The organism is Nocardia sp. NPDC058518, assembly GCF_042719655.1.
Taxonomy (GTDB): Bacteria; Actinomycetota; Actinomycetes; order Mycobacteriales; family Mycobacteriaceae; genus Nocardia.
Genome location: NZ_JBHXNJ010000004.1, coordinates 375,991 through 399,939, shown reverse-complemented (window position 1 = coordinate 399,939; position 23,949 = coordinate 375,991). Strand labels below are relative to the sequence as shown.

Genomic DNA, 23,949 nt, shown 5'->3' with positions numbered 1-23,949 from the left:
CAGATGAACGCCATGTCTGTACCGGTTATCGCCCGACACGCCAGGTCACGAAACGTTCGTGACCAATTCGTCGACGTGTCGGAACCTCCCCGTCTCCGCGGAGGACGGGACTGGCAGACTTGCCACCTATGCGCGGAATCATCTTGGCGGGCGGCACCGGCTCACGGTTGCACCCGATCACGCGCGGGGTGAGCAAGCAGCTCGTCCCGGTCTACGACAAACCCATGGTCTACTACCCGCTGTCCACCCTCATGCTGGCAGGGATCGACGACATTCTGGTGATCACCACGCCGGAGGACGCCGACGCGTTTTCCCGGTTGCTCGGCGACGGCAGCCAGTTCGGCGTCTCGATCAGCTACGTGGTGCAGCCCGAACCCGACGGCCTCGCGCGTGCCTTCGTACTCGGGGCCGACCACATCGGCACCGAACCGGCGGCGCTGGTCCTCGGCGACAATATCTTCCACGGACCCGGTCTCGGCACCAGCCTGGAACGCTTCCACGACATCGACGGCGGCGCGGTGTTCGCCTACTGGGTGAAGGACCCGACCGCCTACGGCGTGGTGGAGTTCGACCAGGGCCGCGCGGTCTCCATCGAGGAGAAGCCGAAGGTCCCGCGCTCGAACTACGCCATCCCCGGCCTCTACTTCTATGACAACGACGTGGTCGAGATCGCTCGCGAGCTGCGCCCGTCGGCGCGCGGGGAGTACGAGATCACCGATATCAACCGCGCCTACCTCGAACAGGACCGGCTCAGCGTCGACGTCCTGGCCCGCGGCACCGCCTGGCTCGACACCGGCACCTTCGATTCCCTGCTCGATGCCGCCAATTACGTGCGCACCATCGAGGAACGTCAGGGCCTCAAGATCGGCGTGCCGGAGGAAGTGGCGTGGCGACGCGGGCTGATCTCCGACGAACAGCTGTGCAAGCTCGCCGAACCGATGGTGCGCTCGGGCTACGGCCGCTACCTGCTCGACCTGATCGACCGCGGAAAAGACTGGTAACGCATGGAGTTTCGTGAACTGGCGATCCCCGGCGCCTGGGTGGTGACACCGCGCCTGCTCGGCGACGACCGCGGCATGTTCTGTGAGTCGTTCAAGGCCTCGGAGTTCGAGAAGGCCACCGGGCGCCCGTTCGAGCTGCACCAGGTGAACACCTCGGTCTCGGCGGCCGGGGTGCTGCGCGGGATCCACTACACCGACGATCCGCCCGGTCAGGCCAAGTATGTGACCTGTGTGCGCGGTGCGTTCCTTGACGTGGTGGTCGACCTGCGGCCGGGCTCGCCCACCTTCGGCCGGTGGGACAGCGTCCTGCTCGATGACGTATCGCGCCGCTCGGTGTTCCTGTCCGAGGGCCTCGGCCACGCCATCCTCTCGCTGGAGAACCGCTCGACGGTGACCTACCTGTGCTCGCTCGAGTACTCCCCCGAATTCGACAGGGACATGGACGCTTTCGATCCGCGCCTCGGTATCGCATGGCCGACCGAGGGCCGCGACGGTCGCCCGCTGACCTACGTTCGCTCGGCGAAGGACGAAGCAGCTCCCAAGTTCTCCGCCTGATTCACGTGAAACGCGCAACGGCACCACCTGTATGAGGTGGTGCCGTTGCGCGTTGTCCGATCAGGCGACGGGTTCGAGAACCTTCGCCTCGACAACCGGTGCGTCCACTGCCGGCTTGCGGAACCGGGGCAGGAACACCGTCAGCGCGACCAGTGCGCCGACGATGGTGACGCCCGCCGCGAACTCGAGGCCCGGCCGGTAGGTGTCGAGCATCTGCTGCGGGGTGGCGCCCGCACCGTGCCCACCGGAGGTGACGATGGCGGTGGTCACCGCGAGCACGATGGCCGCGCCGACCTGCATCGAGGTTTGCAGCACGCCTGCCGCCAGACCCTGCTCCTCGTCGTCGATACCGCTGGTTGCCTGCACATTGATGGCCGGGAACCCGACCCAGCCGATGCCGATCAGCAGGATGGCGGGCAGCAGCATGGTCCAGTAGTCGGGCGCGGTGTCCAGGCGCAGGAACAGCAGGTAGCCGATCGCCATCACGCTCATGGTGACCGCGATGACCGGTCCGGTACCGAATCGGTCGATCAGCTTCTCGGAGAAGAAGGCCGACCCGACGACCAGGATGCCGACCGGCAGCAGCGCCATCGCCAGCTTCAGCGCCGACCATTCCAGGGTGTCCTGCATGTACAGGGTCACGATGAACTGCCAGGAGAAGTAGGAACCGGCGACCGCGATGATGGCCAGGCTGGCTCGCACGAGCGAGGCCTTGCGCAGGATGCCGAGGCGAACCAGCGGGTGCTTCACGCGCTGCTCGGTGATGACGAACGCGGCGAACAGGGCGATCACGGCGACGAACGAACCGATGGTGCGACCCGAGGCCCAACCGACTTCCGGCGCGGTGACCACGGTGTAGACCAGCAACAACATGCCCGCCGTCGACAAGAGCGCGCCGAGTAGATCGTGTCCGCCCTCTTCGGCCTTACCGTCCTTGGGCACCAGCGCGAACGCGGCGATCAGCGCGGCGACGGCGATCGGGACGGGCAGCAGGAAGGTCCAGCGCCAGCCGACGCCGGTCATCAGGCCACCGAACAGCAGGCCCATGGAGTAGCCGCCCGCGCCGAAGACGGTGTAGATCGACAGCGCCTTGTTGCGCGCTTTTCCTTCGGCGAAGGTGGTGGTGATGATCGACAGACCGGTCGGCGCGGTGAACGCGGCGGCCAGGCCCTTGATGAAACGGGTGGCGATCAGCAGGGCGGGGTCGCTCACCAACCCGCCGACAAGTGATGCGACGGCGAACACCGCGAGGGCGATGAGGAAGACCTTGCGGCGTCCGAGCAGGTCGGCGGTGCGTCCGCCCAGCAGCAGCAGGCCGCCGTAACCGAGGATGTAGCCGCTGACGAGCCACTGCAGGGTGGAGGTGGACAGATCGAGTTCGGCGCCGATGGACGGCAGCGCGACGCCGATCATCGAAACGTCGAGGCCGTCGAGGAACAGGACGATGCACAGAGTGATCAGCATGCCCCAGAGCCGGAGGGGCCATCTGGTGGGATCGGTCGCCTGATCTGCGGCCGAAAGCGTTGCTGGCGAAGTCATGCGGAGGACATTACATGCGCACGCATTAATTGCCAACACATAAAATGCCGTTGCATGAACATGGGGTAACCACTACTATGGGGCCATGAACCCGGCCGTAACGTCAGCTCGGCGCACCGAAGCGCCCCCCGAGCTGGTCGGTCAGTGGCGTGAACTACTCGGCAGGCATGCCGCCGTGAGTTGCGCGCTGGAGAAGGCGCTCCAAAAGGACCACGAGATCGGCCTCAGCGAATTCGAAACGCTGGACCGACTGGTCGACGCGGCGTGTCAGAAGTACCGCATGACAGAGCTCGCCCAGGACATCTACCTGAGCCAGAGCGCGCTGTCGCGCGCTGTGGCCCGGCTGGAACGCGACGGCCTTGTCGAACGCAGCATGTGCGATCTCGACCGTCGCGCCATCTTCGTCCGACTCACCGACAAGGGCAGGGAGGTCTACGACCGAGCCCTGCCCACCCACCGTTCGGTGCTCGCCGGTTCGTGGGACAGTCCTACAACTTGCCCGTAGCCGCCGCGGTGATATCGGTGAAAGCACCGCGGTAGCGGTCGAATTCGACCGGTTTGTCCAGATAGGTGCTGCCCGCGAGGGTTTCCACGTAGACCACCGGCGGCTCCGGTCGATCCACCGAATCGTCGACCCCGAAATCCAGGATCACGAACCGGCCGGATTCGAGACCGGCGTGATAGCCGCAATCGCCGGGAACCACCTGGATGCGCACCGTTTCACGCTCGGCCAGCTCCCGTAATCGCGCGAGCTGGCCCGCGCGCACGCGGTCGTCACCGATGGAGCGGGTGAGCACCGACGCGGCCAGCACCACGTCCAGCCGCAACGGGGCGTCGGCCCTGGTGATCAGGGCCTGCCTGGCAGCCAAGACCCGCAGCCTGCGCTCCAGCGCTGCCTCGGTGAGCTCGGGAATCGTCTGCTCCAGCAGCGCCTTCGCGTAGTCCTCGGTCTGCAACAGGGCCGGGACCACGCCGTCCTCGTAGAGCGAGAGCCCCGACGCGGCTTCCTCGAGGCCGATGTAGACCTCGAATCCCTCCGCGATCACGTCGCCGTAGCTCGTCCACCAACCCCTTGCTTTGGTTTCGCGAGCCAAGGCGGCCAGCGGTTCGACCAGATCGGCCGGCGCGCCGTACACCTTGCACATGGCCTCGACATCGAGGCTGCGCAACGACGTCTGCCCCGTTTCGATCCGCCAGATCTTCGCTTCCGACCACTCCAGTTGCGCCGCCGCGGTTCTCGTTGTCATCCGCGCACGATTGCGCAGGTCACGCAAGTGCCTGCCCAGCTGCCTGCGCGGCATCGTGGAACCCGTGACGCCCTGTGGTGAAGCCATACTTCCCCCCTGTATCCGAACTCCGGTCTCCGGACAGAACTTTCGGAGACCGCCCTACGCAGCCGACATATCGTCGGATCTGCGTACGGATTGTTTCACAATGAATCGGACACTGCGCAAGACCTATTTTTTCTTGCGGAACCGCCAGAACTGCACCGCTCGAACGTCTTCGGAGAGCTGGTTCACCGGCTCGGCGACATCGGACAGGGCCTGGAACAGGCCATCTGCCAGTTCACTGATGTGTTCCACGCGACCGGCCAACCGGGCGGTGTTGTCGGCGAATTCGAGCATCAGCCGGACCGCGGCGGCGATGGTGAGCCCCAGCGGGACGGCCACCAGCGCGGCGAGCACGCCGAGGACGGCGGAAACCTTCCACATCAGCACCGTGAACGCCACGGGCAGGCCGACGCCGAAGGACGCGACACTCAATACATAGGCCAGCGGCAGCAATGTCCTGGTCGCGGGCCTGCGGAACTGGATATCGAGCAGGGAACGGGCCGCCTCGGCGGCCCACTGTTTGGCGGAACCGGTACTGCGGAACGGCTCTTCGAACCCCGCGTCGCGCGCCAAGTCCGCTTGGTGAGAACCTTCACGTGCTCGACCCGACCGCGTACCGTCGGCCTCTTTCCAAGAGAGCCAACGTGATTCGGCGTCGAATTCCTCGGCATCCTCGTCGTTCGACTCGGGGCTGCCCGGCGCTTCGGTCATAGCCCGAATCCTGCCCGCTTTCGCACCCTGTCGCCAACCCGGGCGGCACCTTACCTGCGATAGCGAAGGTTATCGGACTGAGACGAAGCAGACACTCACGAATATTTTTCGGTAACGGCGTAACGACTCGACTACCCCGCACCGATACGCCCATGAACGCAGGAACAGAGCTCTTCGGGGAATGGAGAACACAGTGCGCACGACGTTTCCGACCACCACTACGGCCGCCGACAAAGGTGCCGCCGCGCAGGAGTACGCCGCGCGTGGATGGACGGTTGCCGAAACAACCAACGGCCTGTGCTTGATCACCGATGACGAAGTCTCGGCCATCGAGATCGCCGGCGAGATGGCTGGTACGGTCCGTCGCTTCCTGCGTGCCAACAACCTGTCCGGCCCCGTGATCGAGATCCCGGGCGCGGAGCGTCGCGAGATCCACCTGGTCACCGGCGTCCGCAAGGCCGCCATGGCGATCGAGGCCATGCGCGAGGCAGGCGTGATCGTGTACACCGACGGTGCCAGCATCCCGCTGCCGCCGACCCAGCTTGCCGCGGGCTGCGCGTCCTGGGGCGTCGCGCCCACCGAGGCTCGCTGGATCCCGCCGGTCGTCGCCCTCGGTGCGGCCGTGCGCTCGGCGATGGCACGCAAGCAGAAGACCGGCAAGCGCGCCACGCTGACCCTGGCCAGCTGATCTGAACCAGCCGACACCCGCGATCCGCGACGCCTCCCCGACGTCGCAGCTCGCGGGTTTTCGGCGTTTCCGGCCATCGCCCGCCCGCGTGGGCGTAAGCATGAGTCATGGCTCCACGTTCGCTGTCCCAACGGTCCGCTTTGCGGACCTGCCCGCTGTGTGAGGCCGTCTGCGGTCTCACCGTCACCCTCGACGACGCCGACCGGGTGCTGTCGGTGCGCGGTGATCGCGACGACCCGTTCAGCAAGGGCTTCCTGTGCCCGAAGGGCGCCAGCTTCGGCAAGCTCGACGACGATCCCGACCTCGTCACCACCCCGCTGATCCGCGACGGTGACGGGTTCCGCGCCGCGGGCTGGGACGAGGCGTTCGACCTGATCGCGGCCGCGTTCGCCGAGATCCCCCGCGGCTCCGCGGCCGTGTACCTGGGCAATCCCAACGCGCACACCGTCGCGGGCGCGCTCTATCTGCCCGTCCTGATCCGCGCGCTGAGCACCCGCCACATCTACACCGCGAGCTCCGCCGATCAGATGCCGAAGCAGGTCGCGGCCGGGCTCATGTTCGGCGACCCGCTGACGGTGCCGGTCCCCGATCTCGACCGCACCGATTACCTGCTGATGCTCGGCGCCAATCCGCTCGAATCCAACGGGTCGCTGTGCACCGCGCCGGACTTCCCCGGCCGATTGAAGGCGCTGCGGGCTCGCGGGGGCAAGTTGGTCGTGGTCGATCCGCGAGAAACCAGAACCGCGGCGCTGGCCGACCAGCACCTGTTCATCCGGCCGGGCGCCGACGCCTACCTGCTGTTCGGGGTGGTGCACACCTTGTTCGACGAGGGTCTGACGGACGTGCGCGTCGACGTCGCCGGGCTCGACGAACTGCGCGCGGCCGCCCTCGACTTCCCGCCCGAGGCGGTGGCCGAGCGCACCGGCATTCCCGCCGACACCATCCGCACGCTGGCCCGCGAACTCGCCGCCGCGCCCACGTCGGCCGTCTACGCGCGGATCGGCACCTGCACCGCCGAGTTCGGCACGCTCACCCAGTGGCTGGTCGACGCGGTGAATGCCCTCACCGGCAACCTCGACTCCCCCGGCGGCGCCATGTTCGCCGACGCGGCGGCGGGCGGGGTGCAGCGCAGCAAGCCCTTCCGGCTCGGCCGATGGACCAGCCGGGTGCGCGAACTGCCAGAGTCCATGGGCGAGCTGCCCGTCGCCACCCTCGCCGACGAGATCGAAACCCCAGGTGAGGGTCAGATCAAGGCGCTGGTGACGGTGGCGGGCAACCCCGTGCTTTCCGCGCCGAGCGGTGCGCGACTGGACAAGGGCTTGGCCGGGCTGGAGTTCATGGTCAGCGTGGACAGGTACGTCAACGAGACCACCAGACACGCGAACGTGATCCTGCCGCCGCCGCGCTCGGTGCAGTCACCGCACTTCGATTTCGCGCTGCTGCAGTTCGCGGTGCGCAACTACGCGCGCTACTCGCCGCCGCTGGTCCCCCTGGGCGAGCGGCCATCGGAATCGGCCGTGGTGGCCCGCCTCGCGGCCGCGGTGAGTGGTCAGCCCCATGCCGGGACGGGCGCGGCGAGCCCGATCGCGATGGTCGACGAACTCGTCATCGCAGGCACACTGCACAAGGCCGACATGAGCGACCGCCGCGACGAGCTGACCGGCGCGGACACCACCGAACAGCGCCTCGACCTGATGCTCAAACTGGGCCCGTACGGTGCGTGGAACGGCGGCGACCTGAGCCTGAAAACCCTCATGGACAACCCGCACGGCCTCGACCTCGGCCCACTGCGACCCCGTCTGCCCGGTGTCCTGCGCACCGCCTCGAAGCGGGTGGAGTTGGCACCGCCGCAACTACTGGCCGACGTCACGCGCCTGCGCGCCGGACTGGCGAACGCCGCGCCCGCGATGGTGCTGATCGGACGACGTCAGCTGCGCTCCAACAACAGCTGGATGCACAACATCGCGGGCCTTGTCGGCGGTTCCAACCGCTGCACGCTGCAGGTCCACCCCGACGACGCGACCCGCCTCGGCCTCGGCGAACAGGCCGAGATCACCTCGGCGGCCGGCTCGCTGACGGTGCCGGTGGAGCTGACGCCGACGATCATGCCCGGCGTGGTGAGCCTGCCGCACGGCTGGGGCCACAGCGCGAGCACCACCCAGTCGGTCGCGCTGGCGCATGCCGGGGTGAATGCCAATGTGCTGACCGATGATTCGGTGGTCGACGAGGTCAGCGGCACCGCCGTGTTCAACGGCGTACCGGTGACGGTAGTTCCGGCCTGATCAGTCCTGACCTGGAAACCGTTGCGCAAACTCGGCTTTCATCCCATTCGCAACAATGGACACGCCCCGATGTCAGTGAGAGTCCCCTAGACTGAGTGAGATTGCGGTCACAGCGGGGGTTTCGTCTAGAAGCCCGCATCAACCGGTACGGCTAGCAGAGGGGGCCCGATGCCCGAAAATTTCGTCGGCAGCGACGGAGAACACGAGCTACAGGACACGTTGGGCACCTCGGACAGGGCCGAGCGCTTCTACGACGACCAGGTGATCGACTATCTGAACCCCACGATGGTGGATTTCGTCGCCCGGATGGACATGGCCTTCATCGCCACCTCCGATTCGCACGGCGAATGTGACTCCAGCTTCCGGGCCGGACCCCCCGGATTTCTGCACGTGATCGACGATCGCACGATTGCGTACCCCGAGTACCGAGGTAACGGGGTGATGGCCAGTCTGGGCAATATCCTCGAGAACCCGCACGTCGGGATCCTGATGATCGACTTCGTTCGCGACCTCATCGGCCTGCACATCAACGGGAAAGCCCGCATGGTCGCCGACGGCGAGCTACGCGACACCGTCACCGACCTGCCGTCGGCCGAGCGGGGTAAATCCTCGCAGGTATGGGTCGTCGTCGATGTCGAAGAGGCCTATATCCACTGCCGCAAGCACATTCCGCAGATGGTGCCGGTCGCGCGGGATCAGCGCGAATGGGGCACCGACAACGTACGAGCCAAAGGTGGCGACTACTTCGGTGTCAAAGCGGGCAAACGAGCCCCGGCCATCGCCGAGGCCAGCTGACCTATTTGATCTTGAAGATCACCACACGCTGCACGATGAAGTTGATGACGGTTGCGGTGCCCTGCGCGATCACGAAGGCGAGGGGCTGGCGCCACCACTCCTCGGGCAGCGAGAAGAAGAGCGCCTGATTGATCCCCCACTGCACCGCGAAGGTCACCGCGTAGAGCGCGACCACGGCGAAGAACCTGGCCCTGCTCGGCGCAGCCTTGAACGTCCAGCGCCGGTTGATCAGGTACGCCGTGGTTGTACCCGCGACGAAACTGATCGCCTTCGCCACGCCGACCGGCCACCCGACCAGATTCAGCAACAGGCTGTAGATGCCGTAGTCGACGATCGCCGACAAACCACCGGTCAGCGTGAACCGCACGATCTGCGTCTTGAGGTCGACATCGGTCCCGCCGGGCTCGTCGACCAGGGGAATTTCGGCGGGTAGCGGCAGATGCGGTTGGGCTTGCACGTGAGCAGCGTACGAGACCGGCGCACTGTCCTGCCACGTATACCCGCCATGCATGTAGCCTCTAAGCCGATGTCTGAGAACATTTCGACCACCAACGATGACGCGTTCGCGCTCCCTACGCGCACCCGCAAGCTCACCGGTTGGGGTCGCACCGCACCCACCTCCGCCGAAGTGCTCTCGACCAGCGATCCGGAACTGATCGCCAAGGCCGTGAGCATGGTCGCGCAGGACAACGACTCCAAGCCGGCGCATCTGCGACGCGGCGTGATCGCGCGTGGCCTCGGCCGCTCGTACGGCGATCACGCCCAGAACGCGGGCGGGCTCGTCATCGACATGCCCGCGCTCAACCGCATCCACCGCATCGACCGCGATTCGCGCCTGGTCGAGGTGGACGGCGGGGTGAGCCTGGACCAGCTGATGAAGGCCGCGCTGCCGTTCGGCCTGTGGGTTCCCGTGCTACCCGGTACTCGCCAGGTGACCATCGGCGGCGCCATCGCCTCCGATATCCACGGCAAGAACCACCACAGCGAGGGCAGCTTCGGCAACCATGTCCGCTCGATCGATCTGCTCACCGCCGACGGTTCGGTGCGCACGATCTCGCCGAGCGCCGATGCCGAGCTGTTCTGGGCGACTGTCGGCGGCAACGGCCTGACCGGCATCATCCTGCGCGCCACGATCGAGATGGCGCCGACGGAGACCGCGTACTTCCTCAACGACGGTGTGAAGACCTCCACGCTGGACGAGACCATCGCGGTCCACAGCGACGGCAGCGAGGCGAACTACACCTACTCGAGCGCGTGGTTCGACGTGATGAACCCGCTGCCCAAGCTGGGTCGCTCCTGCCTGACTCGCGGCCGCCTGGCCACGGTCGACGAGCTGCCGAAGAAGCTGCAGAAGAATCCGCTGAAGTTCGACGCGCCGCAGCTGCTGACGGTGCCGAACATCTTCCCCAGCTGGTCGGCCAACCGGCTCTCGCTCGGCGCGGTCGGCGAGGCGTACTACGCCATGGGCGGCACCTACACCGGCAAGATCCAGAATCTGACGCAGTTCTACCACCCGCTCGACATGATCTCCGAGTGGAACCGGGCCTACGGACCCGCCGGTTTCCTGCAGTACCAGTTCGTGGTGCCGACCGAGGCCGTCGAAGAGTTCAAGCGGATCATCATCGACATCCAGGCGTCCGGGCACATCTCGGCGCTCAACGTGTTCAAGCTGTTCGGTGAGGGCAACGCGGCACCGCTGAGCTTCCCGATGCCCGGCTGGAACATCTGCGTCGACTTCCCGATCCGGCGCGGCCTCAACGAGCTGGTCACCGATCTGGACCGGCGCGTGATGGAGTTCGGCGGACGGCTCTACACCGCGAAGGACTCGCGCACCTCCGCCGAGGCGTTCCACAAGATGTACCCGCGGATCGACGAGTGGATCAAGGTCCGCCGCACCGTCGACCCGAATGGCGTTTTCATGTCCGATATGGCCAGGAGGCTGGAGCTCCAGTGATCAACGCAGTTGGCAACCCGCAGACCATCCTGCTCTTCGGTGGCACCTCCGAGATCGGTCTCGCGATCTGCGCCGAGTACCTGCGCAAGAGCCCGGCCCGGATCATCCTGGCGAACCTGCCCGGCGATCCGCTGCTCGAGAACGCCGTCACCACGCTGAAGGCCGCCGGTGCGACCCAGGTCGACGTCATCGACTTCGACGCGCTCGACACCGACGCGCACCCGAAGGTCGTCGATTCGGCGTTCGCCGCCGGTGACGTGGATGTCGCGATCGTGGCGTTCGGTGTGCTCGGCGATGCCGAGGAGCTGTGGCAGAACCAGCGCAAGGCGGTGATGACCGTCGGCATCAACTACACCGCCGGTGTGTCGGTCGGCGTGCTGGTCGGCGACAAGTTCAAGGCACAGGGCCACGGCCGGATCATCGTGATGTCCTCGGTGGCCGGTGAGCGCGTTCGCCGCTCCAACTTCGTCTACGGCTCGACCAAGGCGGGCCTCGACGGCTTCTACCTCGGTCTCGGCGAAGCGCTGCGCCCGTTCGGCCCGCGCGTCACCGTCATCCGCCCGATGCAGGTCCGCACCTCGGCGACCAAGGCCCACTGGGAAGCCACCGGCGCCAAGGAAGCCCCGCTCACCGTCGACCCGGAAGACGTCGCCAAGCTCGCCGTCAACGCCTCGGAGAAGGGCACCGAGATCGTCTGGGCGCCCGGCGAGGCCCGCTTCCTGATGTCGGCCCTGCGCCACGTGCCGCGCCCGATCTTCCGCAAGCTCCCGATCTGATCGACTGCGTTCAGGACTGCCGCATCATCCCCGGATGGTGCGGCAGTTCTGCTTTGCGGCTCCACTAGGCTGGCTCGGACCGTGGAGCACAGTGGAGCCGGAGGATTGCGCGCCGATGACGACCAATGACGAGGTGCGGGCCGGGCGCAGGATCTGGACCGGGGTCGGCGAGGGGGCCGCAGCCGCGGTGGTGGCGCTCGTTGTGGCCGCGGTGGGACTGTTCGCGTTCTCGGCGGTGCAGTGGCCTGCGTTCAACTCCTCCAACGTGACTCGGGCTCTGACCACTGTGGGACAGGTCGCTTCGGTCGCGCTGCTGGTGGTCTCGGTGCTGCTGATTCGGCTGCGGAAGTGGCCGCTGGTGGCGAAACTGCTTTCCTGGGTGGGCATTTCGAGTTTCGTGACGGTCACGCTCGGGATGCCCCTAGCAGCGACGAAGCTGTATCTGTTCGGTGTTTCGGTGGATCAGGAATTCCGGACCGAATATCTGACCCGGCTCACCGACAGCGCCGCGCTGCGCGATATGACCTATGTGGATCTGCCGCCGTTCTACCCAGCCGGGTGGTTCTGGATCGGCGGGCGCGTGGGGAACGTGCTCGGGATGGACGGCTGGGAAGTGTTCAAGCCGTACGCGATCGGGCTGCTCGCCATTGCCGCCGCGGTGGCGCTGGTGTTGTGGATGCAGTTGGTGCGGGCCGATATGGCGGTGGGCGCGGCCGCCGCGGTGACTGCCATGACGTTGGCTTATGCCTCGCCCGAGGCTTATGGCGCGGTGCTCGTGGTGTTCATTCCGCCGGTGCTCGTGCTGGCGTGGGGTGCGTTGCATCGGCGCTCCGGTGGCTGGGGCGCGGTGCTCGGGACCGGGGTGTTCCTCGGGGTGGCCGCGTGTTTCTACACGTTGTACCTGGCTATCGCGGCGTTCACCGTGGTGTTGATGGCGATCGTCGCGGCGGGTTTCGCTGTCTACACACAGCGGGCCGATGGGCGCCGTCGTCGCCGCGCGCGGCCCGGCTCGGTGACAGAGTCGCGGCCATCCGGTGATGCCGATTCATCTCCCGCGGCATCAGCCGCCCAGACCGCCGCGGCGAGCCCTTCGTCCGAGACAGCCGATACCTCGGCTCCGGCATGGCGGGCCGCAATCGCACCGCTGACGAGACTGGTGGCGATCGGCGGTATCGCCATCGTGCTCGCGCTGGTGGTGTGGACGCCGTATCTGCTGAAGATGCTGTCGGGAGCGAAAATCCCTTCCGGCAGCGCTTTCCACTATCTGCCGGAGTCGGGTGCACAGCTGGCGTTCCCGATGCTGGAGTTCTCCCTGCGCGGAGCGCTGTGCATGATCGGTGTGCTGTGGCTCGTGGTTCGCGTCGGGTCATCGAGGCGCGCACAAGCATTGGGGATCGGCGTCGTGTCGATCTATCTGTGGACGCTGCTCTCGATGACAGCGACCGCGGCGGGCACCACCCTGCTGTCCTTCCGGCTGGAGCCGGTCCTGCTCGCATTGCTCGCCGCCGCAGGCGTTTTCGGCTTCGTCGAAGGCGCGAGGGCCATCTACCAGGCCATGAACGAGCCCGCCCCGTTGCGCACCGCGGCCGCCGCGATCGCCGTCCTCGGCGCTATGGCCTTCGCCCAGACGATCCCCACCGTGCTCACTCACGAGATCGACACCGCCTACACCGACACCGACGGCAACGGCGAACGAGCCGACCAGCGCAAACCCTCCGCCGTCTCCTACTACCGCGAGATCGACGCGGCGCTGTTGGCTCAAACCGGCCGCCCTCGGGACGAATCCGTCGTCCTCACCGCGGACACCAGCTTCCTGGCCTTCTACCCCTACTTCGGCTTCCAGGCCCTCACCTCCCACTACGCGAATCCCTTGGCCGACTTCAAGGCCCGCGCCGCCACCATCGCCGGCTGGAGCAAACTCCCCGACTCCCCCGCCCTCGTCGAAGCTCTGTCGAAGTCCCCCTGGCGGGCCCCCGACGCCTTCCTCTTCCGCAACGACGGCGACAACTACACCCTCCGCCTGGCCGAAGACGTCTACCCCAACGACCCGAACGTCAAGCGCTACACAGTCTCTTTCCCCAAGTCCCTCTTCACCGACCCCACCTTCACCCCCACCGAAATCGGCCCCTTCACCCTGATCACAGTGCGCCGCTGATGTATTGGAATCCGATGCCGGTCGTTGCCGTCGCCGAAGGCGCGACATTCGACAACTCGAAGACAACTCGACTCGAGGCACCTGCCACGTTCCTCCTCGGTCGCTGGGAGAACAAGGATTGGCGCAATGTGCCCGGCCCCTTCTATGGCGCAGGCACTGACACCTGCTGGAGCGGGCGCTGTTATGCGCCCGACCACATCACGTACGAGGACGACACCTACGGCGAGATCGTGTACCGACAGCCGACCAACCCGGCCGAAACATTCGCACTGCTGACCGGGATGTGGTCGGATCCCTTCTCCGGCTTCGGCGGCGACGGCGACGCGCACTGGACACTTCCACTGATCCGCGAATGGTGGTCCGACCGTGCACGTCTCACCGATTGGATCGACAAGGCGCTGCGCGGCTTCACTAGCGACGGCAACCCGGAGCAAGACGCTGCCCAGAGTCTCCGCGACTACGAGTCGCACCTGAGCAACGGCCTCGAAACCTACCTCGTCGAATACGCCTTCTGGGTCGACAATGGCCGCCCCGCCGCCCGAAACGAGACCCGCCCGAGCTTGAATCGCTGAGTGGTCTCAACCTCCCCTTCAACGCGGAAGTGCACATCGTCGCCCGCGTGCAGTCCCAGTGCATCGCGCACAGCAAGGGGAATTGTGACCCGACCGTTCGAGGTCATCCGAGCAAACGCGTCCACGCGATCTCCTCACTCGAGCCTTGCACAGATAGACCGCTGCCGTTTGTTCAGACGAGTTGCGGCCGAGGTAGTCGAGGATCAACCCGGCGCCACCAGAACTGGTCGTGCATCTACGCACCCCGGCCCCCGCCGCTACACCGAATCGGTCGCCCATTGGACGGATGGATCGTTTCCGATCCGTGCCGGAACCGGGTGTTTAACCCACTGGACGGCACTACACTGACGAGTGCGGCACGGTCTCCGCCGGCGGATCACACAACCCCCCGGCGGCTGGCGTAGGAATCAGATCCTGCACGTCACGGGTCCCGGCGACCCGCTACCGGAGGAGGACGTATGTCCGATCCGTTGCACACGAGGGTGTGCCTCACCGGCCTGAACTGTTCCTGCCCGAGCATCAGCGTTTTCCTGGTCCCCGAGCCCCTGGTTCTGGGCGGGCAGATGATGCACCTGCTCGAACAGGCACCGGTCGCCGGGCGAATACCCCAACCCACCCGCGACACCGAGCTGATCGACCTGATCCAGGCCGTGCGCACGCCGCTGGACACGCGTGGGCTCGCTCGCGCGCAGCAGGTCGCGTTCTCGGGCCCGCGTCACGATCCGCCGGTCGCGCGGGAGGTGCTGCACGACCATCTCATCGAAGAACCGGCGCCGTGGGGGCTCGACGTGGACGATCCGGCCGAGCTGATCCGGCTGGCGATGCTGCCCGAGCGCCGGATCGGAGTGCGCCGGATCGACGATTTCCAGGCGCACGCGATCCGTCAGGCGATGGAGGCGGTCTACCGGCATTTCGAGATCGACCAGCGCATACCGCTGATTTATCACGGCTTCGCCGACCCACGCGACGGCTGGTTCGCCCTGCGCGCGTCGGCGGCGTAACTGGCACGTGTGTCGATCGACACCCGGTAGCCACTGGTGTGCGGGAGAGCGATAGACCACAATATGTCCGGTCAGTGTCAACAAACCGCGCGGTCGGTGTCGCGGGGCGAGTACGCTGCGAAATGTTGGAAGTTCGGCCGACCGAAATCAGTTTTTGGTAGCGCTGATCGGTAGGGATGCAGAGGTATAGCTATGACGCTCAGCCGACCGGAGCGGATCGATCTTTTGTTGACACGCCCGCAACGCGCGGGTCGTGACCCGGAGCCGCGCGAGCAGCTCGGATCGCTCGGCGAAATCGAGCGGGTGGTCATCGACGCCACCATCGCCCTGCTCGCGCCGGGCCAGAAATTCGCACTCCTGTGGTCACTGCAGGTCGGCGAGCAAGCCGTCGCCGGGGTGCAGATCAAAGAACGCGACGGAACGGTCACCAACCTGATGCCGCCCACCGAGGTGCTCGAGTACCTCACCGATCACAAGCGCATGTCCTACGACCCGGACACCGGCGCCTGGCTCAGCGCCGAGATCTTCATCGCCGGCCCCACCCGGTACAAGACCAACTACTCCACCGTCGCCGTCGCGGACTGGATGCCGGAGGTCTCGGCCGACGACCTCGCCGCCGAATTCGCCGCCTTCCCGCGCCCCGACTCCGAGATCCCCGACTGGGCCCGCTCCCAGCTCGACTGGGCCGCCCGCCGCACCGGCTGAGGCCTGCACCGCTGAGGAACGCCGTCGCGTCCGCGCCCATTTGGAGCGGCGCCGACCGGCGCACAGGTTCGATGGCTAGCATCAGTCCCCGTGCGACCGGACCGATCTGAACGAGCGTTCACCCGATACCGCCTGATCGCCCTTGTCTGTGGGCTGCTCGGGTTCGTGCTTGCCCTGCTCACACCGCTGTTGCCGGTGCGCCAGGACCGCGCGAGCCTGGACTGGCCGCAAGCGGGCGCGACCAGCGTCGAGGCACCGCTGGTGTCGTATGTGCCGCAGCGCCTCGACGCGCAGCTGCCGTGCACGATGCTGAGTGGGCTGCCCGGTCCCGGCGCGGAGAACCCGACCACGACCAGCCTGTTGACGACGATTCCGGCCGCCTCCGGCAAAGCCGACCGCGGGCTGAGCGTCACCGTGCGCGACGGCGTGGTGGGGGTACAGGCGCGCGATGTGCCGATGCTGTCGGCACCGATCGCGGAGATCGGCGGGTGTGAGCGGATCAGCATCGTCTCGACGATCGAGGCGACCACGGTCGAGTTCGTCGGGGCGGCGCGCCAGGACGGCACCCCGTTCCGCAACACCGTCACCGTCGACAAGCGCCCACAGATCGTCGGCGTCTACACCGACCTCGACGCGGCGGCCCTGACCGGCGCCCGGCTGCACGCCGATATCGACTCCCGTTTCACCTCGACGCCCACGACGCTGAAACTGGCGGCGATGATCGGCGCGGGCGTCTTCACCCTCCTCGCGCTGATCGCGCTGCACCTGCTCGACACCGCCGACGGCCGCCGCGCCCGCCGATTCCTGCCCCGGCACTGGTGGCGGATCACCCCGACCGATGTGGTGGTGGTCGTGACGCTGCTCGGCTGGCATGTGATCGGCGCCAACACCTCCGACGACGGCTACATCCTCAATATGGCGCGCGCGTCGGGCCCGTCGGGCTACATGGCCAACTACTACCGCTGGTTCGGCGTGCCGGAGGCACCGTTCGGCTGGTCCTACGAACTGCTCGCCTGGATGACGAAGGTCTCCGACGCCAGCCCGTGGATGCGCCTGCCCGCGCTCGCCGCCGGGCTGGTCTGCTGGGCGGTGATCAGCCGAGAAGTGCTGCCCCGCCTGGGTGCTCGTGTGCGCCGCGACAAGGTGGCGCTGTGGACGGCGGGCCTGGTGTTCCTGGCCTTCTGGCTCCCCTACGACAACGGCCTTCGCCCCGAACCGCTGATCGCGGCGGGCGCCCTGCTCACCTGGTGCCTCATCGAACGCGCCATCGCCACCGCACGACTGCTGCCCGCCGCCTTGGCGATCCTGGTCGCCGCGTTCTCGCTGGCGGCGGGCCCGACCGGCCTGATCTGTATCGCCGCCCTGATCGCGGGCACCCGGCCGGTCATGCAGATCATCATCAAGCGCGCCCAGGGTCTGCGCCCGCGCCGAATCGCCGCCGACAGCGAGTTCGACGCCGCAGATGACCAACCGTCGACCGATGCGACCAGTGCCGCGAAACCGGGCGACACCGCTGACACGAACAGCTCGGCAAGCACGAACAAGACGACCGGCTCAGCGGATCGACTCTCGCTGGGCACCAAGATCTTCCGGTACGCAGCACTGCTGGCCCCCGGTGTCGCGGCGGGCACGCTGGTGCTCATCATCGTCTTCGCCGATCAGACGCTGGCCACCGTCATGGAAGCCACCCGGGTCCGCACGCTCGTCGGCCCGAACGTCGCCTGGTTCGACGAACGCACCCGCTGGGACTCGCTGTTCATGCTCTCCCCCGACGGCTCACTTGCCCGCCGTTTCGGCGTCCTGGTGATGCTGCTGTGCCTGCTCGTCTGCATCCTGCAGGTCCTGCGCAAGGGCCGCATCCCCGGCACCTCACGCGGGCCCTCGGTGCGCATCCTCGGCATCGTCTTCGCCGCTCTCCTGCTGATGATGTGGACGCCGACCAAGTGGACCCACCACTTCGGTGTCTACGCGGGCCTGGCGGGTTCGCTGGCGGCCTTGGCGGCGGTGGCGGTCGGCACCAACGGAATTCGCGCTCCACGCAATCGCTCGCTGTTCGCGGCGGCCGTCCTGTTCCTGCTCGCGATGACCTTCACCGGCTCCAACGGCTGGTGGTACGTGTCCAGCTACGGCGTGCCGTTCTGGGACAAGGCGCCGATGGTGGCGGGCAAGGGCGTTTCGACCCTGTTCCTCGGCCTCAGCATCCTCGCCCTGCTCGTCGCGCTGTATTTCCACCTGCGCGCGCCCTACCGAACCCCCTCCGACACAGGTCGTTTCGACCGCTTCGCGACCATGCCGCTGACCATCGCGGCGGCACTGCTGGTCCTGTTCGAGGTGGCGTCGATGGCCAAGGGTGCCATCACCCAGTACCCCGCCTACTCCATCGCGAAGTCGAATATCAATTCGCTGCAAGGCAATACGTGCGGCCTCGCCAATGACGTGCTGGTGGAATCGAATACGGCCGATTCACTGCTCACCCCCTACACCGGCGACCCCGCCGACGGGCTGAACGCCGAATCCACCGGCTTCACCCCGGACGGCGTAGCCGACGACCTCACCGCCGACGCCGACGAAACCGTGGTCGGCGGCGCCAACTCGGTCGACACCGATTCCGCCAACAAGACCACCAAGACCACGGGTGCGGGCACCGGCGGTGGCACCAGCGCCGAACCCGGCATCAACGGCAGCACCGTCGCCCTCCCGTTCGGCCTCGACCCCGCCCGCACCCCGGTCCTCGGCTCCTTCCAGGACGGCGTGCAGCAGCAGGCGAAGCTGACCTCGCAGTGGTATCGCGTCGACCTCGACGACAGCGTGCGCGACGATCCCGCCTATCAGGCCCTCGTGGTCACCGCGGCCGGGCGGATCCGCTACGTCGACACCGACGGTGTCGTGCACTACGGCCAGGATCTGCGCCTGGAATACGGCACCCGCGACGCCGACGGCTCCATGGAGATGACCGGCTCGATCGCGCCGATGGATATCGGGCCCGCCCCGTCGTGGCGCAACCTGCGCGTGCCGATCGATCAGCTGCCCGTCGGTGTGAACGCGGTGCGCCTGGTCGCCACCGACAACGACATCACCGGCAAGCAGTGGCTCGCGGTCACCCCGCCGCGCCTGCCGAAGCTGTCCACCCTCGACTCGGTGGTCGGCCGGACCGATCCGGTGCTGCTCGACTGGCACGTCGGCCTCGCGTTCCCCTGCCAGCGCCCGTTCGAGCACCACGACGGCGTCGCGGAGGCCCCGCAGTGGCGCATCCTGCCCGACCGGGTCGGTTCGGACGCGTCCAACGCGTGGCAGGACGACATCGGCGGCGGCCCGCTCGGGTGGACAAATCTGCTCCTGAAGGCCGAAACTGTGCCCACCTATCTCGACCATGATCTCGGCCGCGACTGGGGCTCGCTGGAGCGGTTCACGCCGTATCAGCCCGCTCCGCCCGCCGAGATCGCGGTGACGGTGATCGATCAGTCGGGTCGAGCGAAGGAACCGGCAATTCGGGCACAGTGACGTGCGTTACAGACACTGGCAGCGTAAGGGCAGTGACCAGGCACTGGCGCTTGCCGCATACGAAACGCTCAGTGCCCGTTAGGGTTTCGATAAGATGAAGCAACTGTAAATGACAGCGTAAAGGTCCTGTGCCTGCACGTTTGAGCACGTACGCTGGTGGGTATGACAGGAGCCTTCGATGACATGGATCTACGAGATCTCGTCGAGTTGCTCAGCAACGACGAGAAACAAGAACTACGACCGGCCGTAATGCGGGTACTGGAAAGACTGCCTTCACAAGAGGTATTACGCCGCGACCTGAACCGTCGCATGCTCAACGTCTGACTCCTGTCCCCCATCCAACCGAAAAGGCGCGGACCACACTATGTGATCCGCGCCTTTTACTGTCCGGCCGAGGTCAGAACACCCGCAGCGGGCCCGGGCTCCACAGCCCGTCACGCGGCGCGGTGCCGGTCTCGAGCTCGGCGGGGGTCGCCTGCGCGTACTGGTCGTAGCGTTCCAGCGAGCCCCAGTCGCGGGCCCAGTCGTCCTTCAGGTAGGTCGGGATGGTGACCCGGCTCGCCAGCATCTGCGACATGCCGAGCGGACCACCGAACTCCTGCGCCTGCCAGGTATCGGTCGACGAGATCGCCAGCGGACGGTCCGGCAGGATCCGGTAGTTCGGCACCTCGGCCACGCCGTTCTTGTGCGCGAACGGACGCTGGCACGGGAACTGCAGGCCGACGGCCCAGTCCAGCAGCACCGGCTGATCGCGGCCGATGAACGTGTCGAGGCTCTGCAACCTGGGCACCCGCGGCGGGGTGAACGCCAGCCACTGATCGCCGATCAGGATCGGGTCGTTGACCATCACGCGCACCGCGTTCACCTCGGCCGGGAGGTCGGCCAGCGGCACGCGCAGGTTGCGCCACGACGGCGCGGGGCCGATATCGCGCGGCTGGTAGGCGCCGAGCGTGGTGACGCTGCCATCGGGGTTGCGGGTGCCGTATTCGACGAACAGCGCCTGGCCGTACTTGTCGGAGCCGGAGTCGTCCTTGGAGGCGATGCGACCGGCCGCGCTGATCACGACCAGCGGTGAGTCGTCGGAGCGGGCGGGCAGACCGTACCAGGCCGATTCCAGGTGGGCGGGCTGCTGCATACCCTCCTGGTAGGAGCCGAGAATCGGGGTCTGCGCGGGATCGAGGCCGAACGGCAGCGCCACGGTGGAGCCGTTCACGCCGAGTGCGCCCTCACCACCTCCGGTGCCCGCGCTCTCGCCTTCGGCGAAGGCCGCACCGACCGACTGGTTGCTGGTGTTACCGGTTCCGGGCTTCACCTCGACCGCGTCGGCCGACAGGTCGCCCGGCACGCCGTTGGGGGTGAACCCGACCGAGCCGGTGCCGGCCAGGGGGTCGTTGGGGTCGGTGAACGGACGGGCCGGGTCGACGATCGGGTCGAGCCTGCCGCCGTTCGGGTCGGATTCGACCAGCACATCGTTGGCCAGGCCACACGAGTTGTCACTGAGCGCGTCGATGTTGGAGCGGCCGAGCGAGTAGCCGGGGTACTGCTGCGTCGCGCCCTTGACCAGCGATGCCACCTCGAACAGCACCATCAACCCGACCACGATGGTCAGCGGGATGGCGGCGAACTTGCGAATCCTGTTGCCGCGCTTCGTTTTCACCGACGGCACCGGCTTCACATAGTCCTCGCGCAGCGCGTACCAGCCGACCAGTGCCAATGCCACGCCGAACAGGATGAGCATCACCGTGTTCGAGTGGATGCCGCGCAGCGAGATGGTCTTGTCGAACCACGGCACGCCGTAGCTGGACACGTACCAGTAGCCGTTGATGCCGGAGAACGACAGCGCGAGCACGAACAGCAATCCGGCCAGGAAGATCGCCCGGTTCTTGCGTGAACGCAGCGCGCTCTGCGACACCGCCACCGCGGTCACCGCCGCGAGCCCACCCGCGATGCCCGCGTAGGCACCGAAGTGGTGGGTCCACTTGGTGGGGTTGAACATCATGAAGAAGATCGTGCCGAAGACGATGCCCATCAGCCGCCAGGTCGGACCCGACGCGATGCCAGGCACCTGACGGCGGCGCAGCAGCACCAGCAGCGTCGTGAACAGGCACAGCAGCATCACCAGGAAGGCGAAACGGCGAGCCAGCGAGCCGTCGACGGTCTCGACGAACATGTAGTAGTAGCGCAGGTAGTCCTCGTACCAGGCCAGGTTGGGGCCGGTGGCCTGACGGACCCGGTTGGCTTCCTGGATACCGGCGAAGGTCTGGTCGCCGTAGACGACCGTGAGCACGAGCACGCCCGCCGAAGCGATCGGAGCCAGCAGCGGGAGCGTGCCGAACTCGCGATGACGGCGCACGATGATCCGCACCAGCGGCCGGATACCGGCGAGCAGCGCGGCCACACACATCAAACCGGTGGGCGCGGCGGCGAGGGTGAAGGCCGCGATCAGCACCGCGATGCCCGCGGGCAGCAGGCGGCCGGTGGCGATGGCGCGTTCGATGGAAACCCAGGTGAGCAGCGCGCCGAGGGCGACGATCGGCTCCGAGCGCAGGCCGTTGTCGAACGGCAGCCAGAACGCCAGGAACACCAGACCACCGGTCCACAGCGCCACCTGACTGCGCTTCACGGCATTGCCGAGGCGCGGTACCACCTCGCGGCTGATCACCATCCAGCACAGGATCGCGCAGATCAGCGCGGGCACGCGCACCCACGGGCTGGCCGTGGAGATCTCGGCGAACACCTGGATGACGTAGTAGTACCAGCCGAACGGTGCCTCTGGGACGCCGTACCAGCGGAAGTAGTTGGCCATATAGCCCGCGTCGGGGGCCACGCGCACCATCGACAGGATGTAGCCGTCGTCGGAGGTATTGGCGCCGACGAAATGCCAGACCAGCAGCGTGCCGATCACCGCGCCGTCGGCCCAGGTCGGCTTGAGCCAGTTGCGCGGCAGGAAGCGGCGATGTCCGCGCCCGTCACTGCCGTCGAGGCGGCCGAGCGCGGCGAGCGCCAGCAGCGTGCACAGCACCGCCGCGATGATCGCGACCAGCTTGATCAGCGACGGGCTCGACGAGAACCGGGTGTCGATCGTCGAGGTCAGCGAAAGGCCCTGCGGCACCGCGCCTTCGAGATCGGTGAACACGCCCACGATCTGCGGCCGCAGGTCACCGGCGAGCTGGCCCTGCACGGGCACCTGCACGGTTTCCACCGCACCCGGCTGACCGGCGATCGGCCGCTCGACCTGCTTGGTCAGCCCCGCGAACTCCGCGGTCGTGCGGTTCTGATCGGAACTGATGACGATCGCCGAACACCCGTCCATCGCCGACCGGTCCGCCGAGGCGACCACCGCGTTGCGATCGACCACATCGACCGCGGTAGCGGAGACGCGCACGAACAGCGCCTCCAAGGCCGCGCGATCGCCCTGCGGGGGCGCGGTCGCCAGCAGCATGCCGCCCTGCTCGGGCAGCGACGACACGGCACTACACGGGATCGACACATTCAGGTCGATCGGCACCTGGGACATCAGCGGCGCCTGGACGTTCGCGAGCGTGCCGTTCTGCGGCCAGTTCAGCTGGGCGGTGGTCTGAGTGACCGGAAGAAACGGCGTGGCCACCGCGAACACGGCACCGAGAATCCCGGCGACCATCGCGATCCATCGCGCGATCCGGAAGTCCTTCGCGGTGGCCACGGGTTCGGCAGGAGGCTTGGTGAGAACAGCTGTTGCGGCGTCTGGCACGGTTCGACATGCTATCTGTCCCCCGGTACTTGTGAGGGGTCGCACGCCTTAGTCACGCACTTCCCTAGACTCGACTCCATGACCAAGGTGAATCTCGAAACCAATTACGGACCGATCGTGCTCGAGTTGGACGACCAGGCCGCGCCGAACACGGTCGCCAACTTCGTGAACTACGTGAACTCGGGCCATTACGCCGGCACCGTGTTCCACCGCGTCATCCCCGGTTTCATGGTGCAGGGCGGCGGCTTCGAGCCCGGCCTGAAGCAGAAGCCGACTCAGGCGCCGATTCAGAACGAGGCCACCAACGGCCTGAAGAACGACAAGTACACCGTCGCGATGGCCCGCACCAACGACCCCCACTCGGCCACCGCCCAGTTCTTCATCAACATCTCCGACAATGCCTTCCTCAACCACTCCGCTCCCCAGGGCCAGGGCTGGGGCTACGCCGTCTTCGGCAAGGTCACCGACGGCTTCGAGGTAGTCGACAAGATCGCCGCCGTCACCACCGGCAGCGCGGGCCCCCACCAGGACGTCCCCGTCGACGACGTCATCATCGAATCCGCTTCTGTCGCTTAATTCTTCGACGCAGCGTGCCGGGCCGCTACCGAATTCATTGGTGGCGGCCCGTTTTTCGATCAGCTCCCAGAATGCGA

21 protein-coding genes are annotated in these 23,949 nt (G+C 66.9%); 15 read left to right on the top strand and 6 right to left on the bottom strand.

What is annotated here, in order from left to right; translation table 11 throughout:
* Window positions 1-128: 128 nt before the first annotated feature.
* Entirely contained in the window at window positions 129-1,001 is an 873-nt protein-coding gene (rfbA, locus tag ACFWPX_RS10830; protein ID WP_378920115.1) for a glucose-1-phosphate thymidylyltransferase RfbA, read from the top strand.
* Between the two features lie 3 nt (window positions 1,002-1,004).
* Window positions 1,005-1,556 carry a dTDP-4-dehydrorhamnose 3,5-epimerase family protein gene (locus ACFWPX_RS10825; protein ID WP_378920113.1) on the top strand — a complete coding sequence of 184 codons (552 nt, stop codon included), beginning with the start codon at window positions 1,005-1,007 and terminating at the stop codon, window positions 1,554-1,556.
* A gap of 60 nt (window positions 1,557-1,616) precedes the next feature.
* Here ACFWPX_RS10825 and ACFWPX_RS10820 read toward each other — a convergent pair whose 3' ends face one another.
* Window positions 1,617-3,095 (bottom strand): MFS transporter, encoded by a 1,479-nt coding sequence (locus ACFWPX_RS10820; protein WP_378927200.1) that lies wholly within the window; start codon window positions 3,093-3,095, stop codon window positions 1,617-1,619.
* A gap of 85 nt (window positions 3,096-3,180) precedes the next feature.
* Between ACFWPX_RS10820 and ACFWPX_RS10815 the strand changes: the two genes are divergently transcribed.
* Window positions 3,181-3,600 carry a MarR family winged helix-turn-helix transcriptional regulator gene (locus ACFWPX_RS10815; RefSeq protein ID WP_378927199.1) on the top strand — a complete coding sequence of 140 codons (420 nt, stop codon included), beginning with the start codon at window positions 3,181-3,183 and terminating at the stop codon, window positions 3,598-3,600.
* On the opposite strand, the gene ACFWPX_RS10810 is transcribed toward ACFWPX_RS10815, so the two are convergent.
* Complete coding sequence (locus ACFWPX_RS10810; RefSeq protein WP_378927197.1) at window positions 3,584-4,429, bottom strand: helix-turn-helix domain-containing protein; 846 nt, start codon at window positions 4,427-4,429, stop codon at window positions 3,584-3,586. The genes ACFWPX_RS10815 and ACFWPX_RS10810 overlap by 17 nt on opposite strands.
* A 123-nt stretch (window positions 4,430-4,552) precedes the next feature.
* Complete coding sequence (locus ACFWPX_RS10805; protein WP_378920105.1) at window positions 4,553-5,137, bottom strand: DUF4282 domain-containing protein; 585 nt, start codon at window positions 5,135-5,137, stop codon at window positions 4,553-4,555.
* Window positions 5,138-5,330: 193 nt separating this feature from the next.
* Here ACFWPX_RS10805 and ACFWPX_RS10800 point away from each other — a divergent pair, with 193 nt between their 5' ends.
* The 3 genes from ACFWPX_RS10800 (at window position 5,331) to ACFWPX_RS10790 (ending at window position 8,902) form a co-directional block, all read left to right on the top strand.
* Window positions 5,331-5,825, top strand: a complete 495-nt coding sequence (locus ACFWPX_RS10800) for a hypothetical protein (RefSeq protein ID WP_378920103.1) — start codon at window positions 5,331-5,333, stop codon at window positions 5,823-5,825.
* 107 nt (window positions 5,826-5,932) lie between these two features.
* Window positions 5,933-8,107 (top strand): molybdopterin oxidoreductase family protein, encoded by a 2,175-nt coding sequence (locus ACFWPX_RS10795; protein WP_378927196.1) that lies wholly within the window; start codon window positions 5,933-5,935, stop codon window positions 8,105-8,107.
* A gap of 168 nt (window positions 8,108-8,275) precedes the next feature.
* The gene (locus ACFWPX_RS10790; protein ID WP_378927195.1) at window positions 8,276-8,902 is read left to right on the top strand and encodes a pyridoxamine 5'-phosphate oxidase family protein; all 627 of its coding nucleotides are present in this window, start codon (window positions 8,276-8,278) and stop codon (window positions 8,900-8,902) included.
* A gap of 1 nt (window position 8,903) precedes the next feature.
* Here ACFWPX_RS10790 and ACFWPX_RS10785 read toward each other — a convergent pair whose 3' ends face one another.
* Window positions 8,904-9,359, bottom strand: coding sequence for a GtrA family protein (locus tag ACFWPX_RS10785; protein WP_378920097.1), 456 nt, complete (start codon window positions 9,357-9,359; stop codon window positions 8,904-8,906).
* 69 nt (window positions 9,360-9,428) lie between these two features.
* Here ACFWPX_RS10785 and ACFWPX_RS10780 point away from each other — a divergent pair, with 69 nt between their 5' ends.
* The 4 genes from ACFWPX_RS10780 (at window position 9,429) to ACFWPX_RS10765 (ending at window position 14,359) form a co-directional block, all read left to right on the top strand.
* Window positions 9,429-10,856, top strand: a complete 1,428-nt coding sequence (locus ACFWPX_RS10780; protein ID WP_378927194.1) for an FAD-binding protein — start codon at window positions 9,429-9,431, stop codon at window positions 10,854-10,856.
* Window positions 10,853-11,632 carry a decaprenylphospho-beta-D-erythro-pentofuranosid-2-ulose 2-reductase gene (locus ACFWPX_RS10775; RefSeq protein ID WP_378920093.1) on the top strand — a complete coding sequence of 260 codons (780 nt, stop codon included), beginning with the start codon at window positions 10,853-10,855 and terminating at the stop codon, window positions 11,630-11,632. Before ACFWPX_RS10780 ends, ACFWPX_RS10775 begins: the two co-directional genes overlap by 4 nt.
* Window positions 11,633-11,747: 115 nt before the next feature.
* Window positions 11,748-13,787, top strand: a complete 2,040-nt coding sequence (locus tag ACFWPX_RS10770) for a galactan 5-O-arabinofuranosyltransferase (RefSeq protein WP_378927193.1) — start codon at window positions 11,748-11,750, stop codon at window positions 13,785-13,787.
* A gap of 14 nt (window positions 13,788-13,801) precedes the next feature.
* The gene (locus ACFWPX_RS10765) at window positions 13,802-14,359 is read left to right on the top strand and encodes a ferredoxin (RefSeq protein ID WP_378927192.1); all 558 of its coding nucleotides are present in this window, start codon (window positions 13,802-13,804) and stop codon (window positions 14,357-14,359) included.
* Here the strand turns inward: ACFWPX_RS10765 and ACFWPX_RS10760 are convergent.
* On the bottom strand, window positions 14,278-14,466 hold the full coding sequence (locus tag ACFWPX_RS10760) for an AbrB/MazE/SpoVT family DNA-binding domain-containing protein (RefSeq protein WP_378927231.1): 189 nt from the start codon (window positions 14,464-14,466) through the stop codon (window positions 14,278-14,280). The genes ACFWPX_RS10765 and ACFWPX_RS10760 overlap by 82 nt on opposite strands.
* Before the next feature lie 351 nt (window positions 14,467-14,817).
* On the opposite strand from ACFWPX_RS10760, the gene ACFWPX_RS10755 reads away from it, so the two are divergent.
* From ACFWPX_RS10755 to ACFWPX_RS10740, 4 genes are all read left to right on the top strand, one after another.
* Window positions 14,818-15,360, top strand: coding sequence for a hypothetical protein (locus ACFWPX_RS10755; RefSeq protein WP_378920085.1), 543 nt, complete (start codon window positions 14,818-14,820; stop codon window positions 15,358-15,360).
* Between the two features lie 192 nt (window positions 15,361-15,552).
* Complete coding sequence (locus ACFWPX_RS10750) at window positions 15,553-16,065, top strand: hypothetical protein (protein WP_378927191.1); 513 nt, start codon at window positions 15,553-15,555, stop codon at window positions 16,063-16,065.
* 90 nt (window positions 16,066-16,155) lie between these two features.
* Window positions 16,156-19,566: an arabinosyltransferase domain-containing protein gene (locus tag ACFWPX_RS10745; RefSeq protein WP_378927189.1), complete on the top strand. Its 3,411-nt coding sequence runs from the start codon at window positions 16,156-16,158 to the stop codon at window positions 19,564-19,566.
* A 183-nt stretch (window positions 19,567-19,749) separates the two neighbouring features.
* Entirely contained in the window at window positions 19,750-19,890 is a 141-nt protein-coding gene (locus ACFWPX_RS10740) for a hypothetical protein (protein ID WP_165610232.1), read from the top strand.
* A gap of 73 nt (window positions 19,891-19,963) precedes the next feature.
* Here ACFWPX_RS10740 and ACFWPX_RS10735 read toward each other — a convergent pair whose 3' ends face one another.
* Complete coding sequence (locus ACFWPX_RS10735) at window positions 19,964-23,296, bottom strand: arabinosyltransferase domain-containing protein (protein ID WP_378927188.1); 3,333 nt, start codon at window positions 23,294-23,296, stop codon at window positions 19,964-19,966.
* A gap of 78 nt (window positions 23,297-23,374) precedes the next feature.
* Between ACFWPX_RS10735 and ACFWPX_RS10730 the strand changes: the two genes are divergently transcribed.
* On the top strand, window positions 23,375-23,872 hold the full coding sequence (locus ACFWPX_RS10730) for a peptidylprolyl isomerase (protein WP_056822265.1): 498 nt from the start codon (window positions 23,375-23,377) through the stop codon (window positions 23,870-23,872).
* The last annotated feature ends 77 nt before the right edge of the window (window positions 23,873-23,949 follow it).

Coding starts and splice junctions, on each gene's coding strand:
- ACFWPX_RS10780 (WP_378927194.1), top strand. CDS start 9,429: ATGTCTGAGAACATTTCGACCACCAACGATGACGCGTTCGCGCTCCCT.
- ACFWPX_RS10810 (WP_378927197.1), bottom strand. CDS start 4,429: ATGGCTTCACCACAGGGCGTCACGGGTTCCACGATGCCGCGCAGGCAG.
- ACFWPX_RS10770 (WP_378927193.1), top strand. CDS start 11,748: ATGACGACCAATGACGAGGTGCGGGCCGGGCGCAGGATCTGGACCGGG.
- rfbA (WP_378920115.1), top strand. CDS start 129: ATGCGCGGAATCATCTTGGCGGGCGGCACCGGCTCACGGTTGCACCCG.
- ACFWPX_RS10730 (WP_056822265.1), top strand. CDS start 23,375: ATGACCAAGGTGAATCTCGAAACCAATTACGGACCGATCGTGCTCGAG.
- ACFWPX_RS10760 (WP_378927231.1), bottom strand. CDS start 14,466: ATGACCTCGAACGGTCGGGTCACAATTCCCCTTGCTGTGCGCGATGCA.
- ACFWPX_RS10815 (WP_378927199.1), top strand. CDS start 3,181: ATGAACCCGGCCGTAACGTCAGCTCGGCGCACCGAAGCGCCCCCCGAG.
- ACFWPX_RS10790 (WP_378927195.1), top strand. CDS start 8,276: ATGCCCGAAAATTTCGTCGGCAGCGACGGAGAACACGAGCTACAGGAC.
- ACFWPX_RS10825 (WP_378920113.1), top strand. CDS start 1,005: ATGGAGTTTCGTGAACTGGCGATCCCCGGCGCCTGGGTGGTGACACCG.
- ACFWPX_RS10805 (WP_378920105.1), bottom strand. CDS start 5,137: ATGACCGAAGCGCCGGGCAGCCCCGAGTCGAACGACGAGGATGCCGAG.
- ACFWPX_RS10750 (WP_378927191.1), top strand. CDS start 15,553: ATGACGCTCAGCCGACCGGAGCGGATCGATCTTTTGTTGACACGCCCG.
- ACFWPX_RS10765 (WP_378927192.1), top strand. CDS start 13,802: ATGCCGGTCGTTGCCGTCGCCGAAGGCGCGACATTCGACAACTCGAAG.
- ACFWPX_RS10740 (WP_165610232.1), top strand. CDS start 19,750: ATGGATCTACGAGATCTCGTCGAGTTGCTCAGCAACGACGAGAAACAA.
- ACFWPX_RS10795 (WP_378927196.1), top strand. CDS start 5,933: ATGGCTCCACGTTCGCTGTCCCAACGGTCCGCTTTGCGGACCTGCCCG.
- ACFWPX_RS10755 (WP_378920085.1), top strand. CDS start 14,818: ATGTCCGATCCGTTGCACACGAGGGTGTGCCTCACCGGCCTGAACTGT.
- ACFWPX_RS10820 (WP_378927200.1), bottom strand. CDS start 3,095: ATGACTTCGCCAGCAACGCTTTCGGCCGCAGATCAGGCGACCGATCCC.